The organism is Fusibacter sp. JL298sf-3 (genome assembly GCF_053842995.1).
In genome coordinates, this window is record NZ_CM132608.1 from 1,519,060 (window position 1) to 1,544,203 (window position 25,144).

General features: G+C 46.0%; 23 protein-coding genes, 2 pseudogenes and 1 riboswitch. Of the genes and pseudogenes, 13 read left to right on the forward strand and 12 right to left on the reverse strand.

The window, feature by feature from the left end; all coding sequences use genetic code 11:
* The first annotated feature begins 6 nt into the window (after positions 1 to 6).
* The 7 genes from ACR6HW_RS07360 to ACR6HW_RS07390 all read left to right on the forward strand — a co-directional run bounded on the left by ACR6HW_RS07360 (position 7) and on the right by ACR6HW_RS07390 (position 8,835).
* Positions 7 to 1,056 carry an ArsR/SmtB family transcription factor gene (locus ACR6HW_RS07360; protein ID WP_455730504.1) on the forward strand — a complete coding sequence of 350 codons (1,050 nt, stop codon included), beginning with the start codon at positions 7 to 9 and terminating at the stop codon, positions 1,054 to 1,056.
* Positions 1,057 to 1,256: 200 nt separating this feature from the next.
* Positions 1,257 to 2,636 carry an MBOAT family O-acyltransferase gene (locus ACR6HW_RS07365; protein ID WP_455730505.1) on the forward strand — a complete coding sequence of 460 codons (1,380 nt, stop codon included), beginning with the start codon at positions 1,257 to 1,259 and terminating at the stop codon, positions 2,634 to 2,636.
* Positions 2,637 to 2,644: 8 nt separating this feature from the next.
* Complete coding sequence (locus tag ACR6HW_RS07370) at positions 2,645 to 3,886, forward strand: DHHW family protein (RefSeq protein ID WP_455730506.1); 1,242 nt, start codon at positions 2,645 to 2,647, stop codon at positions 3,884 to 3,886.
* Entirely contained in the window at positions 3,873 to 4,901 is a 1,029-nt protein-coding gene (locus ACR6HW_RS07375; protein ID WP_455730507.1) for a hypothetical protein, read from the forward strand. The genes ACR6HW_RS07370 and ACR6HW_RS07375 overlap by 14 nt, the downstream gene beginning before the upstream one ends.
* Before the next feature lie 21 nt (positions 4,902 to 4,922).
* A complete protein-coding gene (locus ACR6HW_RS07380; protein ID WP_455730508.1) occupies positions 4,923 to 5,930 on the forward strand; it encodes an aldo/keto reductase in 1,008 nt (335 codons plus the stop codon).
* Positions 5,931 to 6,083: 153 nt separating this feature from the next.
* Entirely contained in the window at positions 6,084 to 7,040 is a 957-nt protein-coding gene (locus ACR6HW_RS07385; protein WP_455730509.1) for a phosphotransferase enzyme family protein, read from the forward strand.
* Positions 7,041 to 7,140: 100 nt separating this feature from the next.
* Positions 7,141 to 8,835, forward strand: coding sequence for a M3 family oligoendopeptidase (locus ACR6HW_RS07390; RefSeq protein ID WP_455730510.1), 1,695 nt, complete (start codon positions 7,141 to 7,143; stop codon positions 8,833 to 8,835).
* A 511-nt stretch (positions 8,836 to 9,346) separates the two neighbouring features.
* On the opposite strand, the gene ACR6HW_RS07395 is transcribed toward ACR6HW_RS07390, so the two are convergent.
* Both ACR6HW_RS07395 and ACR6HW_RS07400 read right to left on the reverse strand, forming a co-directional pair.
* A complete protein-coding gene (locus ACR6HW_RS07395) occupies positions 9,347 to 9,487 on the reverse strand; it encodes a hypothetical protein (protein WP_455730511.1) in 141 nt (46 codons plus the stop codon).
* 17 nt (positions 9,488 to 9,504) lie between these two features.
* A complete protein-coding gene (locus ACR6HW_RS07400) occupies positions 9,505 to 10,047 on the reverse strand; it encodes a hypothetical protein (RefSeq protein WP_455730512.1) in 543 nt (180 codons plus the stop codon).
* Positions 10,048 to 10,297: 250 nt separating this feature from the next.
* Here ACR6HW_RS07400 and ACR6HW_RS07405 point away from each other — a divergent pair.
* Positions 10,298 to 11,001 (forward strand): annotated as a pseudogene (locus ACR6HW_RS07405) (IS110 family transposase).
* On the opposite strand, the pseudogene ACR6HW_RS07410 reads toward ACR6HW_RS07405, so the two are convergent.
* From ACR6HW_RS07410 to ACR6HW_RS07420, 3 genes and pseudogenes are all read right to left on the reverse strand, one after another.
* A pseudogene (locus ACR6HW_RS07410) lies at positions 10,963 to 11,082 on the reverse strand (IS256 family transposase); the annotation flags it as partial. The pseudogenes ACR6HW_RS07405 and ACR6HW_RS07410 sit on opposite strands and share 39 nt — an antisense overlap.
* Positions 11,083 to 11,696: 614 nt before the next feature.
* Positions 11,697 to 13,406 (reverse strand): methyl-accepting chemotaxis protein, encoded by a 1,710-nt coding sequence (locus ACR6HW_RS07415; protein ID WP_455730513.1) that lies wholly within the window; start codon positions 13,404 to 13,406, stop codon positions 11,697 to 11,699.
* A gap of 196 nt (positions 13,407 to 13,602) precedes the next feature.
* Positions 13,603 to 14,922, reverse strand: coding sequence for an APC family permease (locus ACR6HW_RS07420; RefSeq protein ID WP_455730869.1), 1,320 nt, complete (start codon positions 14,920 to 14,922; stop codon positions 13,603 to 13,605).
* A gap of 194 nt (positions 14,923 to 15,116) precedes the next feature.
* On the opposite strand from ACR6HW_RS07420, the gene ACR6HW_RS07425 reads away from it, so the two are divergent.
* A complete protein-coding gene (locus tag ACR6HW_RS07425; protein ID WP_455730514.1) occupies positions 15,117 to 15,599 on the forward strand; it encodes a hypothetical protein in 483 nt (160 codons plus the stop codon).
* Positions 15,600 to 15,677: 78 nt separating this feature from the next.
* Here the strand turns inward: ACR6HW_RS07425 and ACR6HW_RS07430 are convergent, their stop codons facing one another.
* From ACR6HW_RS07430 to ACR6HW_RS07440, 3 genes are all read right to left on the reverse strand, one after another.
* Entirely contained in the window at positions 15,678 to 16,127 is a 450-nt protein-coding gene (locus ACR6HW_RS07430) for a GyrI-like domain-containing protein (RefSeq protein ID WP_455730515.1), read from the reverse strand.
* A 63-nt stretch (positions 16,128 to 16,190) separates the two neighbouring features.
* Positions 16,191 to 17,138 (reverse strand): helix-turn-helix transcriptional regulator, encoded by a 948-nt coding sequence (locus tag ACR6HW_RS07435; RefSeq protein ID WP_455730516.1) that lies wholly within the window; start codon positions 17,136 to 17,138, stop codon positions 16,191 to 16,193.
* Between the two features lie 15 nt (positions 17,139 to 17,153).
* Positions 17,154 to 18,062 carry a hypothetical protein gene (locus tag ACR6HW_RS07440; RefSeq protein WP_455730517.1) on the reverse strand — a complete coding sequence of 303 codons (909 nt, stop codon included), beginning with the start codon at positions 18,060 to 18,062 and terminating at the stop codon, positions 17,154 to 17,156.
* 89 nt (positions 18,063 to 18,151) lie between these two features.
* A riboswitch (cobalamin riboswitch) is annotated at positions 18,152 to 18,338 on the forward strand.
* A gap of 166 nt (positions 18,339 to 18,504) precedes the next feature.
* On the opposite strand from ACR6HW_RS07440, the gene ACR6HW_RS07445 reads away from it, so the two are divergent.
* From ACR6HW_RS07445 to ACR6HW_RS07460, 4 genes are read left to right on the forward strand one after another with little or no spacing between them, the layout of a single operon-like run.
* Positions 18,505 to 19,194 carry an energy-coupling factor ABC transporter permease gene (locus ACR6HW_RS07445; protein WP_455730518.1) on the forward strand — a complete coding sequence of 230 codons (690 nt, stop codon included), beginning with the start codon at positions 18,505 to 18,507 and terminating at the stop codon, positions 19,192 to 19,194.
* Positions 19,191 to 19,460 carry an energy-coupling factor ABC transporter substrate-binding protein gene (locus ACR6HW_RS07450; RefSeq protein WP_455730519.1) on the forward strand — a complete coding sequence of 90 codons (270 nt, stop codon included), beginning with the start codon at positions 19,191 to 19,193 and terminating at the stop codon, positions 19,458 to 19,460. The genes ACR6HW_RS07445 and ACR6HW_RS07450 overlap by 4 nt, the downstream gene beginning before the upstream one ends.
* Complete coding sequence (locus tag ACR6HW_RS07455; protein WP_455730520.1) at positions 19,453 to 20,049, forward strand: CbiQ family ECF transporter T component; 597 nt, start codon at positions 19,453 to 19,455, stop codon at positions 20,047 to 20,049. Before ACR6HW_RS07450 ends, ACR6HW_RS07455 begins: the two co-directional genes overlap by 8 nt.
* A gap of 12 nt (positions 20,050 to 20,061) precedes the next feature.
* Positions 20,062 to 20,805 carry an energy-coupling factor ABC transporter ATP-binding protein gene (locus tag ACR6HW_RS07460; protein ID WP_455730521.1) on the forward strand — a complete coding sequence of 248 codons (744 nt, stop codon included), beginning with the start codon at positions 20,062 to 20,064 and terminating at the stop codon, positions 20,803 to 20,805.
* Positions 20,806 to 20,964: 159 nt separating this feature from the next.
* On the opposite strand, the gene ACR6HW_RS07465 is transcribed toward ACR6HW_RS07460, so the two are convergent.
* From ACR6HW_RS07465 to ACR6HW_RS07480, 4 genes are all read right to left on the reverse strand, one after another.
* Positions 20,965 to 21,267 (reverse strand): hypothetical protein, encoded by a 303-nt coding sequence (locus ACR6HW_RS07465; protein ID WP_455730522.1) that lies wholly within the window; start codon positions 21,265 to 21,267, stop codon positions 20,965 to 20,967.
* 169 nt (positions 21,268 to 21,436) lie between these two features.
* Positions 21,437 to 23,071 carry a peptide ABC transporter substrate-binding protein gene (locus tag ACR6HW_RS07470; protein WP_455730523.1) on the reverse strand — a complete coding sequence of 545 codons (1,635 nt, stop codon included), beginning with the start codon at positions 23,069 to 23,071 and terminating at the stop codon, positions 21,437 to 21,439.
* Positions 23,072 to 23,140: 69 nt separating this feature from the next.
* Positions 23,141 to 24,133, reverse strand: coding sequence for an ABC transporter ATP-binding protein (locus ACR6HW_RS07475; RefSeq protein ID WP_455730524.1), 993 nt, complete (start codon positions 24,131 to 24,133; stop codon positions 23,141 to 23,143).
* Positions 24,123 to 25,139, reverse strand: coding sequence for an ABC transporter ATP-binding protein (locus ACR6HW_RS07480; protein ID WP_455730525.1), 1,017 nt, complete (start codon positions 25,137 to 25,139; stop codon positions 24,123 to 24,125). The genes ACR6HW_RS07475 and ACR6HW_RS07480 overlap by 11 nt, the downstream gene beginning before the upstream one ends.
* Positions 25,140 to 25,144 lie beyond the last annotated feature (5 nt).

Below are 25,144 nucleotides of genomic sequence, written 5' to 3' on the forward strand. Positions count from 1 at the left end.
TATCTTATGACTTTTACAACATCGCTTATTGAAAGTAAAATCATCGATTTTATAACATTTCCAAACTGTGCGTTTATCACCGAGAGAGAAGCCGAAGAAAACGATCACACGTACGATGCCTTTGTAGAAAAAAGCACCTATGATTTTTTCAAAAGCATTGAGGAAGAGTTGAAGCCTTATAAAAGCCTCATTAAAAAATACTACCTTAAAAACACCAGTTTTTACCGCATTATAAAATTTGCCGTTCCCGCACGCGACTTTGACTGTGTTGACAGCTATCTGGAAACGTTGTCACAGCTTTCTGAAGATGCTGTACGCGACCATTTGGTCGCCTACATGAAGCTTTCAGCTTCTGAAGCGTCTGAATCCTTAGACGAAACGGACGACGTCTTGGGCCTCATTGACAGTCTGACCATTGAAGACGACGAGAAGTGGCTCTTTATGCAATTTATAAGGCAGCCAAAAGCGACTCTGGACGGTTGGCTCGAGCTGCTCAAAACTCTAAAGCCTATTTTTGATAGACGCTACGCCTATTACGAGTCTAAAATCAAGGCGTATAGCACAGCGCTTATGGCGCGTCTCAATGAAACAGACGGCGCTGTTCTAAAAGACATCACCGGCGGGCTTATTACGGTGGATATTATTCCGTGTACACACTTTCTTTTCAGCTTTGTCAACATTCACACCGTTGAGCTCTCAACTAAAACCGGTGCCCCTTACGTCCTCTGGGGCATTGAGACCGAGTCCGTTCTAAAGAGAATAAAAGAGGCTGAAGCCGACGCTTTAATTGAACGCGTCGCCGCTTTTAAAAATCTCGGTGACAAGACCCGATACGAAGTCTTAAGAAGTGTGGCCAATGGGATGCACGCCACAAAAGACATCGCCAAGAAGCTCGGGGTCTCGTCGGCGACCATCTCCTACCACCTCAACTCTCTCGTCACGGCAAAACTCATCAAAATCGAACTCGTCGAAGGGAAATATACGCAGACCGTTAACGCCGAATGGCTGGAGTATATCTTTGAAAATCTAAAAAAGGACTTGAACCTATTGTCCTAACTGTCAAAAAAGCGCCCTACACACTGGGGCACTTTTTTTATGTCTTTCGGTCTTTTGAAAATGTCACCAAATTGTTTTATCACGATATTTCAGCATATGGTATACTGTTAGTGGTTTACAAACACTCTGGGCAATGGCCTAATACAACAAAAGAGGTGGCAAAATTGGTTTTTTCCAGTCTGACATTCTTATATCTTTTTTTGCCAATTACTTTGGCTCTTTACTACTTGGCGCGTTCACTCAGCGTTAAAAATGCGGTGCTCATTGCGGCGTCTTTATTTTTTTACGCTTGGGGCGAACCCCTTTGGATATCGCTCTTGCTCATCAGCAGCATTACCGACTACCTCCACGGCAGGGTCATTGAAGCCCACCGTGGGCAATGGCAAAGTCGATTGGCACTGGTATCCTCACTCGCTATCAATCTTGGCCTACTGGGCACGTTTAAGTACGCCGGTTTTTTTGTGAGCAATCTCAACGCACTCTTAGGCACGGCGTTCACTGAACCGAACTTCGCGCTTCCTATAGGTATTTCTTTTTACACCTTTCAGACGTTGTCGTACACCATAGACGTCTATCGTGGTGAAGTACCGGCTCAAAAATCAGTGGCGAAACTCCTACTCTACGTCTCGATGTTCCCACAACTTGTAGCGGGGCCTATCGTGCGGTACAAAGACATCGCCGAAGAAATCGACCATCGCAACATTCACGTCGCCAACATCAGCTATGGCATCAACCGGTTCTGCATCGGTCTGTTTAAAAAAGTTCTCATTGCCAATACCGCCGGTGAAATTGTCGAAAAATTTTTAGTCAGCGGCTTTTCAAACTTGACGACACTTGGTGCGTGGCTCGGTCTATTGGCCTTTGGTCTCCAAATTTACTTCGATTTTTCAGGGTATTCCGATATGGCCATTGGCATCGGCCGCATGTTAGGCTTTACTTTTAAGGAAAACTTCAACTACCCTTATATTTCAAAATCCATCAGCGATTTTTGGCGACGCTGGCATATTTCTCTGGGGTCCTTTTTTAGAGATTACGTCTACATTCCCCTAGGAGGCAATCGGCGCCATCGGTACAGGAACCTGATTGTGGTGTGGTTTCTAACCGGCTTATGGCACGGTGCCAGCTGGAACTTTATCCTGTGGGGGCTCTACTTTGGCTTCTTCATCGCTTTAGAGCGTCTCTTTCTCGAAGGATGGCTCAAAAAATGCCCCGGCATCTGCCAATGGGCTTACATGTACTTTGTCGTAACCTTCGGTTGGGTGATGTTTTACTTTACAGATTTCGGACAGGCAGCGCAGGTTCTCAAAGTGCTCTTTAGCATTGGAGATGTCGCCTTTACAAGCGGCGAGACCTATATCCACCTTATGAACAACAGCCTCTTTTTTATAGCGGCACTTTTTCTCTCTACACCACTGTTGCGGAGAGGACTCGAAAAGTGGATCGACATCACCGGTGGACACCTCGGTCACACCTTTTACAACCACTACCTCAGTCCGGTGTTTAACGTCTTGATTCTCGTCGCTTCAACTGCACTTTTAGTCGGCAACAGCTTCAACCCATTTTTGTATTTTAGATTCTAGGAGGACCTATGAAACTCTATAAATTCAACATCATATTATGCAGCTTATTGGTGCTGGTGCTCATGGGCCTCAACTTGTTTTTGCCCGATACAGCCACTATTTCATCTGCTGAAAATAGAAAGCTCGAAGAAAAACCGGAACTCACGTGGGGCAGTTTTCTTTCAGGGCATTATTTTGAAAGCTACGACAGTTACTTTGCCGATCACTTCGTCTTTAGAGAGCCGTTTGTCGACCTCTCGAAGCATCTGAAAAGTTACACCGGTCTCAAAGGCAATACGGTGGGTGAAATCGTCGTTAGCAAAGGGGAAAACACTTACGACGGCATCGACGCCGTAGACGTCGAGTTCGAAGATGAAGACCCTACCACGGTGCTCTTTTTAGAAGACCGCGCCCTGACCCTGTACACTTTCGATGCTATTAAAGCCGAACGCTATGTCGACGCCTTTAACACGTTGGCGGCGCGCATGCCGCAAAACGTTCGCATGACCTCCATGCTCGTACCGGATCAGATTCAGTTTATGGACGACCCTCGGCTTAAAGACCTCGCCGATTCTCAAGCAGATACCATGACCTATTTAAAGGGGCGATTGAACCCGCGCATAGCACTGGTTGACTTGATGCCGACTTTCGAAGCGCAAAAAGACGCGTATTTGTTCTTTAGAACCGACCACCACTGGACGGCGCTAGGTGCCTATTACGCGTACAGCACTTTCATGGAAAGTCAAGGCGAGACCCCGATACCACTTGACGACTACACCGCGACAGATGTCGAAGGCTATCTCGGTACGCGTGTGCCACTAAACGATGGTTTAAAAGCACATCCGGATACGCTGACCTACTACAAGTACAAAGGGTACGACGACTTTAAGTTCTCTGTCTTCAAAGACGGCGCCTATAAGGAAACCGCTTTAATCAACACGTGGTATCTCAAAGGTGAGAGCAAATATGCCGTCTTTATGGGCAGTGACCACCCACTGGCTAAAATTGAAACGTCCAATCCAAACGGCAAGACACTGCTCGTCATTAAAGACTCTTACGCCAATGCCTTTGTACCGTTTTTAGCACCACACTGCAGCACGGTCTATGTCATCGACCCGCGCTACGCGACATTGGACATCTACGATTTTATTCAAGAGAACGCCATTGAGGACGTCTTGTTCCTCAACAGTATACACGCCACCAACCGCAACCGATACGCGCGGTTTATCAAGCAACTTGTCCCGGAGGAGGTCAGCCGTGAAACGGATTGATGAGCGCGACGCCATGTTTTCGAGGATGGCGAGAAAACCCGGTACCGAAGCGTACGACACCTATTACGCTGAAAACCCTGAAAAACGCGCCGGCGACGATGCACTGCGCGCTCTGCCGCCCATGGGCGACGACAGTGCGCGCTTTTATCATCCGCACTTTTCAAAGATGGTGGACAGCACGTTTCATCTATTGTCTCACTTAAATCAGCTGTGTGAGGGCCCCGACAAGGCACCTGAAAAAGACACCGCCTCTCCGGAAGTTCTAACGGCGCGGGTCAAAGCGCTGGCAGAACTCTATGGCGCCGCATCGTTCGGTATAGCACCGCTCGATGCGCGCTACTACTATACTTATAAAGGGCGTACCGACGACACTTACGGTCTCAAGATCGAGCCGCACTTGCCGTATACCATCGTATTTGCCGTCCCAATGGACACCGCGTTGTTTCACCAGTCGCCAGATGTGCGTGAAAGTCTTGCCGTGACCAAGGGCTACATGGACGCCGGCATCATCGGTCTCGTCCTCACGTATTTTATTAAAACCTTGGGCTTTGAGGCGCGCAACCATATGGACGGCAACTATCAACTGGTGCTCCCCCTGGCAGCAGAATCCGCCGGACTGGGCGCACTTGGAAAAAACGGTCTCATCGTCACACCGGCACATGGTAGCTGTGTCAGGCTCGGCGCCGTCACCACCGACCTCCCACTGGTAGCTACTAAGCCGCCCGGTTACACACTGGAAAAGTTCTGTTCCCTATGCAACCGTTGCAGCACCTATTGTCCCAGCAAGGCCATTCAAACTTACGGCCACCCTATCGCACAGGAAAAGTGCTACGACAAATGGCAGACATTCGGTTCTGATTGCGGCCTCTGCATTTCAGTTTGCCCCTTTTCACACGGACTAGAAGCGCAGTATTTGAAAGCGGCGGGCCAGGAAGAAGCTACGTTAAAAACGCTTTTGAAAACACTGTCCCCCAGCCCCCAGTACCCGCTGAAAGCAGAAGGCTTTAAACGATAAAATCAAAAGGAGTTTGTTAAGATGGATTACCGCGTTTTGGGAAAAACAGGCCTCGAAGTCAGCACCATCGGCCTCGGCGGCATACCGATTCAAAAATGTACACAGGCAGAAGCAGATGCCCTTATTAAGGCCTGCTACGACAACGGCATCAACTTCATCGATACCGCAAGGGGCTACACCGATAGCGAGCTGAAAATTGGACAGGCCATTAAAGCGTATCCCGACCATTTTATCCTCGCGACAAAGTCGCCGGAAAAAACGTATGCCGGGATGAAAGCCGCTATTGAAACCAGTCTCAAGACCCTTGGCGTTTCAACGATTCACTTGTATCAATGTCATTTTGTCAAAGATCTCGAGCAGTATGGGGTCATTACCGGTGAAGACGGCGCGTACCGCGCATTGTTCGAGGCCAAAGTCGAAGGAAAAATCAAACACATCGGCATCACGGCGCACAACAAAGACGTTTTGTCTCATGCACTGGACAGCTCGCTATGGGATACCGTGCAATTTCCCTACAATTTTGTAGAAACACAAGGCGAAGCCGTGTTTGAAAAGGCCAGTCAAAAAAATATCGGCGTCATTATTATGAAGCCCCTCGCCGGCGGCGCCATTGAAAACGCCCCTTTGGCACTGAAGTTTATTTTGAACAACCCGAACATCACCTCGACGATTCCAGGCATGAACGCTCCGGAACAGGTCGTCGAAAACACAGGGGTTTTAAATGCATCAATTGCCCTTACAGATGCTGAGCTAAAACAAATTGAAACTTTTCGTGAACGGGCCGGCCAAAATTTTTGTCGGCGATGTGGGTATTGTGCCCCTTGCCCAGTGGGGATTGACATCCCACTGATGTTTACACTGGAGGGGTATCTCACACGATACAACCTCAAGGATTGGGCGGCTTCCCGCTACAGCCAAATGACCATTAAAGCTAGTGATTGTATCAAATGCGGCGCCTGCGAACCGCGATGCCCTTACGACCTCGCCATACGCGACGGCCTCGAGCGGGTAGCAGCGACATTTGCATAAAGGAAACACCAACGCCTTCGTCTTGCCGGAGGCGTTTTTGATGTTTAGGCAGTCTCCGAGGGCCCCTTAAGATGAGCGGTTTTTAAATTAATTCGTTTTTTCCCTATTCGTGCAACGGGGTATGGTTTATAATACGCACATAAGGAGGTTTGAATGCTACCCTTTAAATACTTAGAAGACAATAGAACTTGCGTCCGCCACTTACTGTCTTTCTGGCCACACGATGCACCTTCTGAAAAGCACCTCGATCAGTTCAGAATAGCGTCAAACGCCATATACCCATTTACTTATAACGGTGATGTACACCTGCTGCGATTTGCCCCGCTATCGGAAAAATCACTGAAAGCAGTTCTCGCAGAAATTCAGTGGGTGGACTTTTTATCGCTGAACGGTCTAAAAGTCCCGACATTTGTTCGCGCCTCTAAAGGCGACTGGGCAGTTTCCACAACTTTTGACGGCACCGATTACGTCGCCACTGTTATGCGCCACATCGGTGGAAAGTGTTTAGACGCCCTACCGCTTTCCAAAGCCCTTCTTTTCAAGTACGGCGCAGCTCTAGCGGAGATACACGTACATTCCCGCACGCTGACTGTACACTTAGACCGCCCGGATTTTCGCCAAATTCTCGATTTTATTCGAAAAGAAGCCGGCTTGCCTTCACAGGGCGTAGACGCGTTGATCCATCACCTCAGTGCACTCCCCAAAACGCCCGAACACTTTGGTCTTATCCACTACGACTACGAAGTGGACAATGTGTTCTTCGACACCGCTACCGATTGTATCGGCGTCATCGACTTCGACGACTGTCACTATCATTTTTACGCTGTGGATGTCGTCAAATCGCTTTTAAATTTGGCCGATCTCTCACTGCCTATGCCCTTAGACGATGCCGAGCGCACTTTTTTAGACGGTTATGCTTCAGTGGCGCCGATACCGGCGCTTATGTGTCTGCATAAGCCTCTGTTTGTAGAGTACATCGAGGCCTATCGGTGTGCGCGAATGGCTTATGCCCTGAAAACGGCCGTCTACCGAAAGGAACCGTGGGCAAAGGCTCTTAAAGAGCGTTTCGAAAGAGAAATCCAAAGCATTAGAGAGCGCTATACCCGCTAGCGGGGCACTGCAAGTTTCTTTTGAAACCTTCTGTAGAAAGTGGTACACTGGTTTAAGAAAAGTAATTTTCAAAAAATTAAATAATTGAGGAGGCTGTTCCATGACATTTAACGAATACCCTTATGTCCGCTTGGATGTGGAAAAATTACAAGCGGATTTCACACGACTTATCAGCGCGTTTAAATCGGCAGAAAGCTTTGAAGAACAAGACCGATTAATGGCAGAAATCAACGACTTACGCAATGAGACTGAAAGTATGTTTACCCTTGCCAGTGTGCGAAACAGCATCGACACAACTGACGACTTCTACGATAACGAAAAGACTTTTTGGGACGAAGTCGAGCCCGTCTACCAAGGCCTCATTAGTACTTACTACGAAGCACTCGTCGCTTCCCGCTTCAAAAAAGAGTTGGAAGACAAGTGGGGCAAGCAGATTTTTACAATTGCTGAACTCTCACTTAAAGTTTTCAAACCTGAAATTATCGAGTTGCTTCAAAAAGAAAACAAACTCGTCAGCGAATACGTCAAGCTCACCGCCAGCGCCAAAATTCTCTTTGAAGGTGAAGAACGCAATCTGTCACAAATGACCCCTTTTTCACAATCGAAAGACCGCAACACGCGTATTATGGCGCTCAAAGCAGTTACAGCTTTTTTTGAGTCAAACGAAGACGCATTTGACCGCATTTACGACGACATGGTTAAAGTACGCCACGAAATCGCTCTGAAACTCGGCTTTAAAAATTACATTGAACTGGGGTATGCCCGCTTAACGCGTTCGGACTACGACGCCAACATGGTGGCCAACTACCGCAAGCAAGTCTATGAAGACCTCGTGCCACTGGCCAACTCTTTGAGAGCGCGCCAAGCAAAGCGTCTCGGACTGGATAGCCTTAAATACTACGATGAGCAACTTGAATTTAACACCGGCAATGCCACGCCAAAAGGCGACCCGCAGTGGATACTGGAAAACGGCAAAAAAATGTACCGTGAGATGTCGCCTGAAACAGATGCCTTCTTCACTTACATGACCGATCACCAATTGCTCGACCTCGTCGCGAAGAAAGGCAAGGCAGGCGGTGGCTACTGTACATTTGTCAGCAAGTACAAATCGCCATTTATCTTCTCTAACTTCAACGGCACTTCAGGCGATGTGGACGTTTTGACCCACGAAGCCGGTCACGCCTTCCAAGTGTTCTCAAGCCGCGATTACAAGCTACCGGAATACGTATGGCCGACATACGAAGCCTGCGAGATTCACTCGATGAGTATGGAGTTTTTCGCTTGGCCTTGGATGGAAAACTTCTTTAAAGAAGACGTTGAAAAGTACAAGTTCTCTCACCTCGCAGGTGCGTTGCTGTTTATACCTTATGGTGTTACTGTCGACGAGTTTCAGCATTTCGTCTACGAACACCCTGAAGCGACACCTGCAGAGCGTAAAGCCAAATGGTCGGAAATTGAGAAGAAATACCTGCCACATAGAGATTATGATGACAACGATTTTATGAACCGCGGTGGTTTCTGGTTCAAACAAGGCCATATCTTCAGCACGCCGTTCTACTACATCGACTACACTTTGGCTCAAGTCTGTGCCTTTGAGTTCTGGAACAAATCTCGAGTGAACAGAGAAGCGGCGTGGAACGATTACCTAACGCTCTGTAAGGCCGGTGGTTCTCAGTCTTTCCTCGGCCTAATTGAGACAGCTAATCTTCACAACCCATTTGTCGACGGCACCATCCGAAACATTGTAGAACCGATTAAAGCGTATCTCGACAGCGTCGACGACTTGAAACTGTAAAAGCAATAGAAAAAGACCCTAAATAACTACAAACAGCATGGATCCGTCTTTTCGGCTACCATGCTGTTTGTACTTATGCGTTACTTATTAAGTTAACGATTATTTTTACTAAACGTTCACGTTCTCGCAGTTTACTTTCTGCGATTAAAAGTGTTAGTGCAACCCGTGCATCGTCTGACAACCTCTGCCTATTCATAGTCTTTAACAACAGAGAGAAGATTCTTAATCTCATGATTTGCTTCGTTTTGAGACTTTAAAGCTAAAAGTGCGTTTTTTCATAGCTTTACGTCATTTACTGTACTATGGGGGTTAGCCCACGAATTTCCACAACATTTATATACTACTTAATGCTATAAAATTTAAAACTAAATCTCATTATTTTTTCTTTGTTGGGGTAGGAATATTTACTACACCTCTCTTAACAATCTTCGTTCCAAACCTTGGTCTGCTACCATTTGGCTTTGGATTTTTACTTCAATTTTGCTTTGCATATCTAATCTTCATCTAACACCTACTTTTTATTAGTTGTTGCCTTATTTTCTAATGTTTTTCCCGCGTCTTTCTGTACCAACTGTGTACCAATTTTGGGACCATTAGACGACTGATTAGAACTGCTCGAACTACTACTTGATGATTTATTTTTATCAGACATTTTTTCACCTCCTTATTTTAACTAAAATGAAATATTACTAACATAAGTAGACTTAATGTTAATAATTTTAAACTTTGAACATACCGTTTACCCTTTATATCATTTTCTTTTTTGTTATGTACCAATGAACTTTGATAGTTTTTGAGTACCTCAACAGCTATAATATCTTTAGGAAATACTGAATTTTCAATATCAAAAGAATCGTAAGATAGTATCTTATAATTCTTTAAAGACAGCACCATTGTCATTCGAATAATTGCGATTATAAGCAACAAATAATAGCCACAATAAGATATTATTGGTACAAATTCTGTAAAATGTATAACATTCTCACAGAAAGGAAGTTTTGTAATAACATTTTTTAATGCATCTGTTGATGGTGCATTTAAGTTAGTAAGAGAAAATACTAACAGCGACCCCTCAAATCCTAAAAATACTCCTGCACGAGTTTCCATTCCAGATTTCCTGTTTTCCTCTAAGTCATACTCACGTATTGCAATGTCAAGTAACATTTCAGCAGATGGATATTTTTCTTGCTTTATCTTTGCACGTCTTCTCACTATATCACCCTTATAATTAAGTATATAATATCTTACTTATTTTCTAGCATCTCAATTAACATAGTGTTGTGGTGTGGTTTGACATCCTTCAGCTTTACTGTTTTGTTAAGGCTCCGCCCACGGTTCTATGTTATTTTGTTTATGAGTTAGATAATACTTGATTTTTTATATAAAGCAAGTATACACGACATAGGCTTTGTGGAAATCACAACGTTTTTAAAAAGTATGTGTCTCATGATCTATGTAGAATATCGATGTTGCTAAGTACAAACAAGATTGTTATATTGTCAACTCTGATGATAAAATTATTGAAGATGTCTTTACTTTTTCTAATGATTTAAATGGTTTTACCCAACTGCTTAATTCTGCTCCTAATGTTTCTTCTGAGCAGATAAAAATAAAACTTGAAGCCAGTAGACATTACAGTATAAAGCTACTCACTTCTTAAAATATCACTATCACCACATAGTTGTCTTTAACCCACTACAAACTAATCTTTTTCGTAAAGCTCACAAGATTAGAAAAAATAAAACGGATAAGATAGGTACTCAATTTATAGCTTTAACGCTATGGTCAATCGACTACAACTCCTATTTAGATATATCTTATCACTTACAGGATTTAAAGTCACTACCTATACATCGTTTTCGATTAAAATCTCACTCTTCCAAGCTTAAAATTCCCCTGACGTGCTTAATAACAATTATGTTTCCAGAGCTACCCTCTATTGTTTATAGCATTCATCAAAATTCTACTTATGCTTTACTCGAGCATTTTTCATCCAAATCTGAAATCGCCAATGCTCACCTAGTTACTTCAACCAATCTTCTCCATAAGGCTTCCAAAGGCAAATACTCTAAAGACAAAGCTGTTTTAATAAGAGATACACCCAGAACCTCTATCGGTTCTGATTCAAGAGCGTTCAGATTTATCGGCACCAATTTGAGAGGATAATTCAGCCTCCATGAGCTGCTCGCAAAGCCATTTGAGCATTTCTAACATCGGATCTTTCTCTGCGACAAATTTTAATAGCATTTTTTCAAAAGGTAAAGTAGAATTTGGTTAGGCCATTGGTTTATAAACTCCTTTCTAGTTTTCTCGACAATTACCTTATTCGGAGTCTCCGATGGCTTTTCCTTTTTTTATTTACTTTTGCGCACATTACTTGACACTATCGTATCACCGAATTTCGACGTTGTTTAGCGTAAAGAGTAAAATTCGACTTGCCTAGTGACTTCCCTACCACCTTCAGTTCGAACTTCTGCATTTTTTGCAGAAGTTGCTTCTTTACTAGGTTCGCTTTCTCTGTAGACATTATTGATGTGCCTCTTTATAGCGGTTGGATCTCAATCAAAATTACATTAAGCGACCAGTTGTATTTTGGGTTTTTTAGCCTATTAAAAAGTACTGTTAATTGTATTAATAAACAGTACTTTTTATAATTCTGATAAACATTCGGATTCTAGTTTAATGCCCAGCATTTTATAGCCCTCGTAACACTAAACGTGTCGGTAAACTCAGCAAGTCACCATTATTTATTGAACAATTACTTTTCTGCTTATACACAAAACAAAGTGATAAAAGTAAGCTTATCAACAGTTCTTAAATGGAAAATTCAAGGGTTTTCCGGCACAAAAGAACCGTCCCCCTTAGCATTTGATTTTGCCCAATACCCCTTTGAGCTCTTCAATCATCTCAATCATGCTGTCGTTTATAGCCTTCACCTTAGTTGCATCTTGGCTCAACTCCTGATTCATATCGCTGATGACTTCTACACCCCTTGCACCGTTTTCGGCGCTTTCAGAGAGTTCCTGTATCGTCTCTAAAATCGCATCCATCGAAGCGTTTAACTCCTCAGAAGCCGCGCTGAGATTCATCATAATGTCGTTGAACACCTCTGCGTCTTCCCTGTACTTAACACCCGTTTCCTGCAACTTTCGGTAGTCCGGCAACACCTGAACATCGATGAACTCAAGTAGCGATTCGCTGAATCCGGCGAGCTTGTCGACACTGCCGATAATGACTTTAACAATGCTTTGGATACTGTCCGCCGTCTCAGAAGACTGTGCCGCCAACTTACTGATTTCATCCGCCACCACAGAGAATCCCCTGCCGGCTTCCCCAGCCCTTGCCGCTTCAATAGAGGCGTTCAATGCCAAAAGATTCGTCTGTTCCGTAATATCGATGATGTTGTCTGCGAGACCGATGATGTTGTTGACGCGTTTGGAATCGTCGATGGCCTCTTCCAGCTGCGTTTTAACCCGCTCGTAAAGCGTGTTGGCATTTGTGGAAGCCTTTAGGGCGTCTTCCTGTATATCGTTAGCGCGTTCGGCAACTGTCTTAGTGGTCATAGCACCTTCAGTGGCGCGCTCGGCGATGCTTTCAACAGCGTCGCGTACTTCCTGAATCTTATCCGCCATGGAACGCGTGGCCTGGTCGGTCTCGCTGATGACGTGCGCCATATGCGTCGAGGACTCTTCCGTTTGTGCCGCGCTGTCACTTAGGCCGTCAGTGAGCTGGGTCAGCGTACCCGAATTCTCTTCAATTTGCTGATTAAAAGTCACGAGCTGAGCAATCAGCACTTTTAAATTGGTAATCGTATGATTGAACGCTGTGGCGATTTTGCCCAGTTCGTCTCGCGTTTCCACTTCAATCAACTGCGTGTAGTCGTAGTTTTCATACGCTTCAGACCGTTTCGTAATTGCGTCGAGCGATTGTTTGGTAATGTGTTGAACCCAATAGGTTAACAAAACAGCTACAAGTATGACCCCTGCCAAAATCAACAGTGCCAAATTCCGCGTTTCATTTTTGATAATGTTGAGGTCGTCAATCCAGATACCTGTGCCGACAACATAGTTCCACGGTTTGAACCCTTTGACATAAGAGAGTTTCGGCAAAGGCTCGCCGTCTTTTACTTTGGGCCATTCGTAGCGGACAAAACCGCTGCCGCCGTCTGCACCGATTCGGGCAAACTCCGAAAAGATTTTGACGCCGTTGGCATCGGCCAGCGTCGACTGATCTGTGCCATTGAGTCCCGGGTTGGTCGGATGCATAATGACCATTGCAGAAGCATCGTTCACCCAGAAGTAATCGCTCTCATTGTAGCGCACTATCTCTAATGTCTTGAGTGCCTGAGCGCGGGCGTCCTCCTCACTCATCAGCCCCTCTTCATAGGCTTTGTAGTAATATTCCAGCGTTCCAAGTTGTGTCTGTACCAGATTTTCCAGTTTCATCTCCACTTGCGCTTCAATTTGGCTACCTTGTCTAGGCAACAAATACACCAAGATAAATGAAGCAAAGAGCAAGATGATGACCAGCGCAATTAAGCGCAAACGATTCATCAAGCTAATGTTTTTCATGTAAACCTCCCCTATAATAGTTTCCCACAAAGCGCTTTTATTGCACTATAGATTCTATTATACCCGAACCGTCTACAAAATTGACGCTTTTCTGAAAAAACCTACGTCAAACAACTGTCTCAATTTGATATTTTTTGCCAATGGTAGGTTATTTTAAAAGGCCCCCGTGCTCAAAAGAGACGAGGGCCTTAATCCGTTACGCGCGTTTTTTAATCAAGCTGTACACAGGTAGTCCGAGAAGCGTCACCGCAACGCCTACAACGGCATAAAGAGGTTCTGTCACCACGGTGCTCACAGCAATGTAAACGCCGCCGATGATGCCGATAATCGGTACAATGGGGTACAGTGGCACCCTATACGTCGGCATGAGGTCTTTACGGCGGGTTCTCATGATAAAGATGCCAAACACGGTGATGGTAAAGAAGACCCATACCATGAGCATGGCCAAGTTGGTGAGCACGTCAAACGACCCCGACAGTACGTAGAGACTCGCCAGCAGCGACTGTACGACAAACGCATGTGCCGGTGTGTTAAATTTGGGGCTCAGCTGTTTCAGCTTGCTTGAAAACGGGTAGAGATTTTCGCATGCCATTGCATAGGGGATGCGCACACCTGTGATCATGTAGCCGTTAATGGCGCCGAATATAGATACCATGATGCCCACGGTGACAAATCGCGCACCGCCACTACCAAAGAGCACGACGGCGGCATCTGCTGCAGGGGTCTTTGTCCCGACGATGGAAGCCATTGGCAGTACTTTGAGAATGGCAAGGTTCATCAGCACATAGATCCCAATGGTCATACCGAGGCCAATGATAATGGCGCGCGGCAAGTTTTTATGGGGGGACTTGACTTCTCCGGCGATGTTGGTGACGCCGATCCAACCGTCATACGCCCATAGCGTTCCCAATATAGCCGCACCAAATCCGGCAATTGAAGCTGTTTGTGTGTTTAAAACCCCTTCGGCTGTCGACGCCGCTGATTGACTCAAAAGCCCAAAAGCGATAATCCCCACGAGCGGTACCAGTTTACCAAAGGTGGCGATAGTCTGTACCTTGCTTCCCACTCGGGTTGAAAGGCAGTTGATAAAGGTTAAGAAAACAATAATACCGATGGCAATCCCCTTTTCCACCCCCGGCGAAAACGCTGTAAAGAAGCCGAGTTGCGTTACAAAGATAATCGACAGCGCCGCAATAACGGCGGGGATGTAAATCACCGACTGCATCCATCCAAATAAAAATGCCAATTTTTCGCTGTACAAAGCCCGCAAGTAGACGAATACACCGCCGGTTTCCGGTATGGCAGTAGCGATTTCACTGATGGTCAAAGCCGATGCCATGGCGATGACGCCACCGCCAAGCCATGCAAGAATACCCAGCGCCGGTGTACCGGCTTGGTCAAACACCACCGATGATTTGAAAAAAATGCCCGACCCGATAACAATCCCTACAACCATCATCATGGCGTCGAGTAAACCGATGTTCTTTTGAAGTCCTCTCTTTTCTTCTGTCAAAATTCAATCCTCCTCGTAAGTCTCGTGCTTAATGGTACAAGGTTTGACTGGCGCTGTCAATGTCAAAAAATTATCAATTTCTTTATAATCGACGTCTGTCGAACAAAATGCCCTTTAAACTTTACAAGACTTATGACTTATCGCTATAATCGTTGTAGAGACACACCAAGATAAATTGTCGAAAGAGGTGGTAACTTATGAAGAAAAAAACAGTTTTAATTATTTGTCTGTTTGTTCTCGGTGCCCTACTCCCCAACGTTCCATGGCATCGATCGCTTGAAAAAACATACGACGGCGTCTTTTTGACGCTAAACAGCAGCCGTCCGCCGGAGCCTGCTCAACTGACGCTCAGCGGTGAACGCACTTATACGCTCCTCGGTTTTCGAAGTTTCAAAGGCACTGCGACGATTGACGGTAAAATCTTGCCGGTTGAAATCGCCAGCTACAATGGTGCTTCTATGACACTTTATGAAGTCGGTACCTCACAGTTCGGTGGCGCTACCCACCGTCCAATTGGGCTCATCGACATCACTGCACTCGATAAAGAAATCATCCTCTGTTTTTATGAGCAGGTGGGCGACCGCTTTCTTTTTGACCCCGATTCAAGTCGACTCTTTGTCGCCTCTGAGACATCGCCCCCTCAAGCGGCTGCCGAGCAGTACTTAGAAGCCTTAAAGTAATCCAAAAAAATACCGCCCATCGTGTAGAGCGGTATTTCATAGGCACTCACTCGAAGTGCTTTTATCAGATGTTTTTGATTAAAGTCCCTGTACCGGTATGCAAATATCACAGGCACCGGTCTTCGGGAACCGCTCATCATAGAGTTCAAAACTGACCCCAAAGTCCATTTTCATATTGTTTGCCGGTAAGTAAGTTCTGTAAATCTTATCCCAAAACGCTTTCATTGCAGACAACTCGTCCTCAAACAAAAAGCTCGCATAGCGTCGCCCTGGCAACGTTTTGGCAATCATGCCACTTGGGATGTCTTCTGTGGATTTGACTTCGACACCGGCCAAATAACCGAATTCACCGGGCTTATCGGTCATGTAACACAAACCGTACATAATTTCAGGATGATAACCGTCAATTTCTTCAAAACGCTTCATAAAAACTTTCCAAAGATCGACGATTTCATCGTGCTCGTTCTTACCGCGGTATTCCATGCCGACGATAATCTTCTCTTCCATTTGAATCACTTCGTGTTTCATAAACGCCTCCTTAATCCTTTTTGTTAGGGTCTTAACGTTATTATAGCCCCCTATTGCTGACACCTATCTGTCAGTGAGGGGGTATTTTGTCGTCAATAATTTACCCAAAAGGCGAAAGCGTTCAACAAGTGCTTCCGGCGCGAGAACTGTCACCGTCTCACAATACGGTAACAGCTGTTGATAAGCTATCGACTCGCTGACAAAATCCACACAGTACACCCCTTCTTCAAGTGGCACTGTATTGAAAACACTCAGTGCGCCCTGTGTGTACCCATCGCAGCGAAGGGTTACAGGGTAGCGCATGGCACTGCTGTCTTCAGGTCGCGGTTGTCTTTGGTTGTAGTTTTCTGTATTGGTCGCCCAATAGCTGCTCATATCAAATGCCTCATGAGGGGCGTAGCAGGTGTCGAGCACGGAGAGTGCCTTAAACTTCCCCACCATAAACGTCCGGTAGGCCTCTCTAAGCTCGCAAAAAGCCACCAAATACCATTTGCCGCTCTTCTCACAGAGACCAAGTGGATGCAAGATGCGATCGACACTGGTGTTGCCGTAGCTGTCGTAATCGACGCGTATTTTATTCTGCGCCACGATGGCCTCTTGAAGACACTTTAAATGCCCTTTTGTCACCTGTGCGCGCCCATACCAGTCTTTTTCGTCGCGCAAAATTCGACTTGAAAGCTTGTCGAAAGCCTGTTTCGCCGATTCAGGAAGCTGCGCCCTGAACCGCAAGGCCAAGTTTTCGTCTTCACTTCTCTCCAGAGCGAGCATCTGAACCAGTTTTTGCATTTCATCGGATTCCAAGCTGTTGACTTTAACCCCTTTGTTCTGTAGCCATATGCCGCCGCCTGTGCCGGACTCGGTTACAATATCGTAGCCGGCAATAGACAAAGCATCGAGGTCTCTGTAAATGGTGCGCACGGACACTTCAAAGTGTTCAGCCAGCTGCTTAGCCGTCATTTTATTGTAATTTTCCAGCATGAGCAAAATCCCCATAAGACGATAGAGCTTCATCGTGCACACCCCTTTCTAAGCGTTTAATAGAGCCAATGCCACCACAGTTAGGCCAATGGCCCATTTGTTTTTTGTCGGTACCGCTTCTCCAAAGAGCAGGCGGCTGCCAAGGGTAATCAATACAATACTCCCGGCGCTGTAAAGCGGAAACGCCACCGATGTCTTCACCGATTCAAGTGCTAAAATTAAAAAGTATGATGAAAACAAGTTGGGCAGTCCGACACAAAAGCCCAGCAGAATGTCTCTCATCACAACCTTTTTCTTCGTCGCATAGCAATACAGGGCACTGATAACAAAGGCGACAAAGAAGACAGCGCATAAAAAGACGTCTTTATAGGCCGTTAAAGCGTATTTTTGAAACACCTTTGTGGAGAACTCCGCTAGGCCCCCAAAGGTGAACAGCAACAGCAGACCCGCTTGCCAATTAAATCGCCGTGCCTTATTTTTTGACACATTGACCACGACAATTGCCATCAACGACAGTGCGATGCCGAACCATTGAAGTGTCGTGGGAAGTTCCTTCCACAACACCAGTGAAAGTACCATCGGCACTAAAATGCCCATTTTCGCAAATGTTCCCGAGAGCCCCGCGCCATACTGCTTAACACAGCGTTGGTAAAAGACAAACGACAAGAAGAAAAAGATGCCGCTCACCCCGCCGAAAGCTAAGGCAAAGTAAAAACTTCCGGCGGCGCCCATTACCTCGTCACCGCGCACTGCACTTGTGAACGCCGTAACAAGTCCGTCCCCTGAAACCTCAAAGGCATACAGTTTTTGCTGTAAGACCATGGCCAGACTCACCGCGCTGGCAAAGAAGTAGTTGGCACTGGTAATGGCGTAGCGGTTTGTCTCCCGACTTTCAGTAAACTTGAAAATCAGCGCTATGGCGGCGCTACACATCGTTGCTAAAATTAAAAAAAACATCGTTATTTATCCCCCCGAATTTCGTTAACACTGCTTTTATCTTATCACAGATCTGCTCAAAATAGTTGACATGTTGTTAACAATATGTCATCATATATTTAGTTACCGGTCTTGTCTTAAATCGACAAGTTAAAAGGGAATGAGGTGAAAGTCCTCAGCAGCCCCCGCTACTGTAAGGAAGTACGAACTCTCACGGCCACTGATGCACAGCATCGGGAAGGCGAGAAAGTAGGATGATTTCCGAGCCAGGAGACCTGCCGTAACGTTAGAACATGTAGCTTCGGAGGGAGGTTTACGGGTACAGTCATTTTGAATGTATGAACACATCCCTTGTGGATGTGTTTTTTTGTTTAAACAACGCGGTTGTTTATTCGGCAATGCTTTTTGCCGGTCATAAAACTGTCCCCTCTGGCGAAGTCGATTGAAGTATAAGGAGGATTTTATGTCGTCACTGAACACGCTGCTCGGCAGCAGCACCGCTATGCACATTGCAGAAGGCTTTTTACCACAGTTTTGGACACTGATTTGGTACGCCATTTTTGCACCGTTTTTTATCATGAGCATCGCCGCCATGAAAAAACAATTTAGCGCCAACGCATCCAACAAACTCTTATTTGCACTGATGGCTGCTTTTGCATTTACGCTCTCATCTTTAAAAATCCCATCAGTTGTCGGCAGTTGCTCACATCCGACGGGGATGGGGCTCGGTGCCATTTTGCTCGGACCACTGCCAATGGTGGCCATCGGTACTGTCGTCCTTTTAATGCAGGCACTTTTAATTGCCCACGGCGGCATTACCACTTTAGGCGCTAACGCCGTCAGTATGGCTGTTGTCGGACCGTTTGTTTCCTTCGGTCTCTACAAACTCTTAAAGAAAATGGGCGTCGGACAAAAGATCAACATCTTTATCGCCGCTGTTGTGGGCAATTTGGCGACGTATCTCGTCACCAGTTTTCAACTTGGCGCCGCGTTCCCCGGTGACAGCTTTATCGCCGCAGCCGGTAAGTTTATGGGCGTCTTTATGTTGACACAACTGCCTGTTGCCGTTGCCGAGGGCTTACTTACCATTGTCGTATTCAACTTAATTGCCGACTCTAAACAATTCCCTGTGCTCGAAGGAGGACGCTCATGAAGAAAAACGGCTTATTACTGATCTTGTTTGTCATTTTAATCGCCACGCCGCTATTGATCAATTCCGGTGGTGCCTTTGAAGGGTCAGACGGTCAAGCGGAAGAAATGATTACCACCATCGACCCAAATTACGAGCCGTGGTTTGAACCGCTTTGGGAACCGCCAAGTGGCGAAATCGAAAGCTTGCTCTTTACGCTGTTTGCCGTAGCGGGGTCGTCGACCATTGCCTTTTACCTCGGCACACTAAAAGGGAAAAAGCATGCTTAGAATCGATGCCCTCGCCAACCAGAGCAAGGGCAAGAACGTCTACCCAAACTTGCGCATTGGCGCCAACTTGGCACTGCTCGTCTTAAGTCTCAGCATAGAAAATTTATGGCTCTACGGGGCGCTTATTTTAAGCGCCTCTTTTCTGATTTTAGGGTTAACGCGCATCACCTTTAAACAGCTTGCCCTCCTCGTGCTCTTCCCTATGAGTTTTGTGTTCTTTTCCTGTGTAATCATCTTTTTTCAAATAGGGCTAGAAGAAACACTCATAACTTTTGTTCGCTCTCTTAGCGCTTTGATGATTCTGCTGAGTATCAGCCTCACAATGCCTATGCACCACTTCACTCAGTTTCTAAAAAAACTGCATCTGCCAGACGCGTTTATAGAACTCTATGAGCTCTGCTACCGGTTCATCTTTATCTTCATTGAAGAGGCCGCGGACATGATAACTGCACAACAGATGCGCTTCGGATTTTTTTCAGCTAAAAATGTGTTTCAAACACTGAGTCTGACACTGGGGACTTTGTTTTTACGCGTTTTTGCACGATTTAACGATTTAGAAGACGCCATGTCTTTGAGAGGATTTCAATAGAAAGAGGTTTATATGATTAAATGCGAAGGGCTCTCCCTTCAATACCCCGATGGTACAATCGGCATTCAAAAGGTCGATTTTGATTTAAGCAATGGCCATATCATAGGCGTTATCGGCGCCAACGGCGCCGGAAAATCCACTTTTTTCAAATGCCTGCTCGGCCTGTTGAAGCCTCAATCGGGCGCTCTTTATTTTAACGGTTCGCCCCTCACCTACTCGAAAGCTGCCCTCAAGCAATTGAGGCGCGCCATCAACCTCGTCTTTCAAGACCCTGAGCGCCAACTCTTCTACAACGATGTCGTTCAAGATGTGTCCATGGGCCCACGGAACCTAGGGTACGATGCAAAGACTGTGGCAGACATTACAGATAACGCTCTAAGAGCCGTCGACGGCCTTCATCTGAAAGAGCGTCCGATTCAGTACTTGAGTTTCGGCCAGAAAAAGCGCATTGCCATCGCAGGGGTTCTCGCCCTGTCCTGCGATGTGCTCTTAATGGATGAACCGGAAACAGGCCTGGACCCTCAAATGCGCAGAGATATGATTGCCCTCATGCGTCAATTGACCGCCCAAGAGAAAAAAATCATATTGTCCAGCCACAACATGGATTTGATTTACGACGTTTGCGACTACGTCTATGTCATGCACCGCGGTGAAATGGTGGGGCATGGTGACAAAGAGACCATAATGACCGATGCCGAACTCCTGGAAAAATGCCGATTGGAGCTGCCATTGAGGGTTTCCCTAAGAAGGTGTTGAAAAAGTCATATAGCGATTGCGCACCGCCGTCTGAAGGCTATGTTTGTCACTTGCGTCGCCAAATTGAAAAAAAGCATATAAAAATGACTAGGACAACTCGTTGAGACTTGTACTAGTCATTTTTCATGCTTAGTTAATTTTGAAAAAAACTCATGGCCATCAAGCATATCGATCAAATTTCATGCCCTTGCCTTGGAACCGTTTAAACGCCTGCAAGGTTTCCTTAGTATTCGCTGCACGTTGGGCCTTTGCTTGGTCAAATCTTTTAAAAAATCCGGGCTCTACTATTTTTGATTTTATATGGTCTTTACTCTTTGATTCTGCTATCGCTCGGTTGAGAGTCGCTTCTCTCGCTGCTTTTTCTTTTTCTACGATTCGGTCTAGTGCAGTGGTTTTACTCGGCATGTTGTTGTACGCACGCCACATATTGGATAAACTTGAACTTGGATTGTATACGTTCATCAAACCACCCCCTATCGTATGTTATATTCATATTATAGCCAATTTGATGATGATTAATCAAGTTTCCGTTAGAAAATTCATTTAATTTCGATAAATTGTTCATAAACAGAAACTGTCCCTTCCCCAAAGAAGGTGGAGCAGTTCTTTTAGGAAGGGACAGTTGAAAACACTATTCGCCTATATAGGCTGTACTAAAGTCGATTGTACCGAGAACAGATCTGTCCCAATCCTTAACTTTATCTTTTGAAAGCATGTAGTCAGAATAGTGGTAAATCGGCATAATCGGTAGTTCTGACATCAAGATGTCTTGCGCTTTGTAGAGCAAGTCAAAGTGCTCTTTGCCCCTTGTCTTAGAAGACTCAGAGAGCAATTGATCGTATTCGGCATTGCTGAACTTCGGATCGTTGTACGCATTGCCTGTTGTGAAGATACTTAACAAACCACTTGGATCCATAAAGTCTGTCAACCAGCCGCCTCTTGCGAACTCGTAGTCGCCTACTTTACGCGTATCTTGGAATACAGCCCACTCTTGGTTTTCAAGTTTTGTCTCGATGCCGAGATTGGTTTTAAACATCTCTTGAATCATTTCAGCGACGAGTTGGTGACCCTCTGAAGTGTTGTACATAATTGTAAATTCAGGGAATCCTTCGCCACCTGGATAGCCGGCGTCAGCGAGTAATTTTTGTGCTTCTTCAACTTTGCTACCATCTGTTACGATGCCGTAAGTCCCTGCGGTTTCAAAGAAATCGTTACCGTCTGCATCTTTGAATCCCGGAGGTACCATACCCACTGCAGGAATTTCACCGGCGCCTTTTGTTTCACAAATCAGCTCTCTGTCGATGGCCAATGTTAAAGCGCGTCTGATGTTTGGATCTTTCCAGAGATCCAAGTTGAGGTTGAAGTTGTAGTAGTAAGTACCTAACAATGGGTACACGTAGAATTCGCTGGACTCTGCAATCAACTTAGGAATTTCAGCTGTTGGCACCGCAACACTTGGTAAGAAGTAAAGTTCGTCATTTTGGTACGCTTGGTAGGCAGTAGATGCCTCGTCGACAAACACGGCCTCGATGCGGTCGAGCTTAACGTTCTCAGCGTTCCAATAGTTCGGGTTCTTTTCAAGGGTGAGACCTTTACCGATTTCATAAGAAGTTAAAACAAATGGACCATTTGAAACGGCGAGTTCAGGGTCTCTTGCCCATAGGCCGTCTGCTTTTGACTCTGCTGCAGATTGCTTAATCGGCATGAAGTGGTAGAAAGAAAGCAAACTGACGATGTAATCTGTCGGTGTCGACAAGTTTACGACCAGTGTGTGGTCGTCTTCTGCTTTGATGCCGACATCGTCGAGTGACGCTTCGCCGTTAACGGCTTCAAAAGCGTTGACGATATTGGTGTATTCCCAGATCCAAGCGTACTCAGACGCTGTGGCAGGATCCATACCGCGCTTCCAACCGTAGACGAAGTCATTTGCCGTCAAGTCGCTGCCGTCAGACCATTTCGACTCTCTCAGGTGGAAAGTGATGGTCAAACCGTCTTCAGAAACATCCCAAGATTCTGCGATACCCGGTTGAACTTCACCGCTGCGCTCTCTTGTAAGCCCTTCAAACGTCTGATTGATAACGTCGCCACCGTCGCTCGCGCCGTTGAGCGTCGGGTCGATGGTCTTAGGGTCTGCACCGACATTCCATTTGAGCACTTGCTCAATTGACGGATCTACCCCACCTGTTTCTTCTCCGTCTTTTGAACAGCCGGCAAACAGGGCACTCACTAGAACAAAAACCAATAAAAGTGATAAAATGCGTTTCATATTCTCCTCCTTCTTATTATTAATCAAGGCCACCTCTTAAAAGCAACCCAAATTACTGAGGTCAGGTGCCTACAATGCGTTGAGCTCTTTTACGCGATGGCAGGCGACAAAATGGTTCGGCTCAATTTCTCTAAGCATTGGCGTCACGTCGTTGCACTTGTCGATGCAATAGCGACACCTCGTGCTGAACCGGCACCCCTCTTTCGGATTAATCGGGCTTTTGACATCGCCTTGAAGGACGATGCGGTCTTCGCGCTTCGCCGTCGGGTCAGGCACCGGAATCGATGACAGAAGCGCTTGTGTGTAGGGATGCAGAGGCTTATCGTAAAGCGCTTCACTGGTGGCAATCTCCATCATATTCCCGAGGTACATGACCCCGATGCGATCGGAGATGTGCTTGACCATAGAGAGGTCGTGGGCGATAAACAAATACGTCAGCCCCAGTTCCTCCTGCAAGTCTTCCAGCATATTGACTACCTGCGCCTGAATGGAAACATCTAGTGCCGAAATCGGCTCGTCGCAGATAATCAATTCCGGCTCAATGGCCAGCGCTCGCGCAATCCCAATACGCTGCCTTTGCCCGCCTGAAAACTCGTGTGGGTAACGCCCTGCATGCTCTTTTTTCAGCCCAACTGTTTGAAGCAAGTCGTGTATCCGCTTTTCTTTTTCCGCCCCTCTAAGAGTTGTGTGTATCTCCATGCCCTCGCCAATGATATCTGCAACTGTCATACGCGTGTTGAGCGAAGCGTATGGATCCTGAAATATCATTTGAATTTTCTTTCTATACGGGAGCATTTGCTTATCTGAAAGTTCGGCGATGTCTTCGCCGTCGTATATAATCTCTCCGGCAGTAGGGTTGTACAGCCGCACAATACACCGACCCGTGGTCGACTTGCCGCAGCCGGATTCACCGACGAGGCCGAAAGTCTCCCCCTTGTAAATCGTGAAAGAAATGTCGTCTACGGCCTTTAGTAAATTCGGCGTTTTTTGAAACATAGGCGTCTTAACGTGAAAATGTTTTTTCAAGCCGTTGACTTTTAATAAAGGTCTTTTATCCGTCATAGCGTTCACTCCCTCTTTTGTATCCCTCTACTTCTGGGGCATCTTCGTGTAACAACCAGCAAGCCGATGTCTGTGTTTCGGTGATTTTGTACACAGGTGCCATTTCTTCTATGCACATCTGCATCGCATGCGGACACCGCGTCGAAAACGGACAGCCTTTCGGCGGGTTCAAAAGATCTGGAGGCGATCCCGGAATCGGCTCCAGTCGCCCTTTTTGCTTGACGTTCATCTTTGGAATGGAGTTCATCAGCCCGCGCGTGTACGGGTGCTGAGGACTGTGGAAAATTTCTTCCACACCACCGGTTTCCATAATCATGCCACCGTACATGACGATGAGCTTGTTGCACGTTTCAGCGATGACACCGAGGTCGTGGGTAATGATGATAATCGACGTGTCGATTTCCTGAGACAAATCTCTGAGAATCTCCAATATTTGCGCTTGAATCGTCACATCTAGCGCTGTCGTCGGTTCGTCTGCAATTAGCAAATGTGGGTTACAAGAGAGTGCCGTCGCGATCATCGCCCGCTGTCTCATACCCCCTGAAAACTCATGCGGATAAGAGAAAATGCGCTTTTCAGGTTCGGGAATACCCACCATTTTCAGTTTGTCAATGGCAATTTTTCGCGCCACTTTTTTACTGACCTTTTGGTGGCGCATAATGACTTCCACCATGAGGTTTTCAATAGTAAACACCGGGTTGAGCGACGTCATAGGGTCTTGGAAAATCATAGAGATGTCCCGGCCTCTAATGTTGCTCATTTCCGAGTTCGATTTTTGGGAAATCAACTCGCCGTTAAAATAAATTTCACCGGAAACAATTTTCCCGGGATGTTCTATAAGCCCCATAATCGAAAGGGCTGTGACACTTTTGCCACTGCCGGACTCCCCGACAATCCCCAGTATATCGCCTTTTTCCATAGAAAAGGAGTTTCCTCTGACGGCCTGTACCTCGCCGAGATGCGTGAAAAAAGACGTATTTAAATTTTTGACTTCTAATATCTTCATGACTG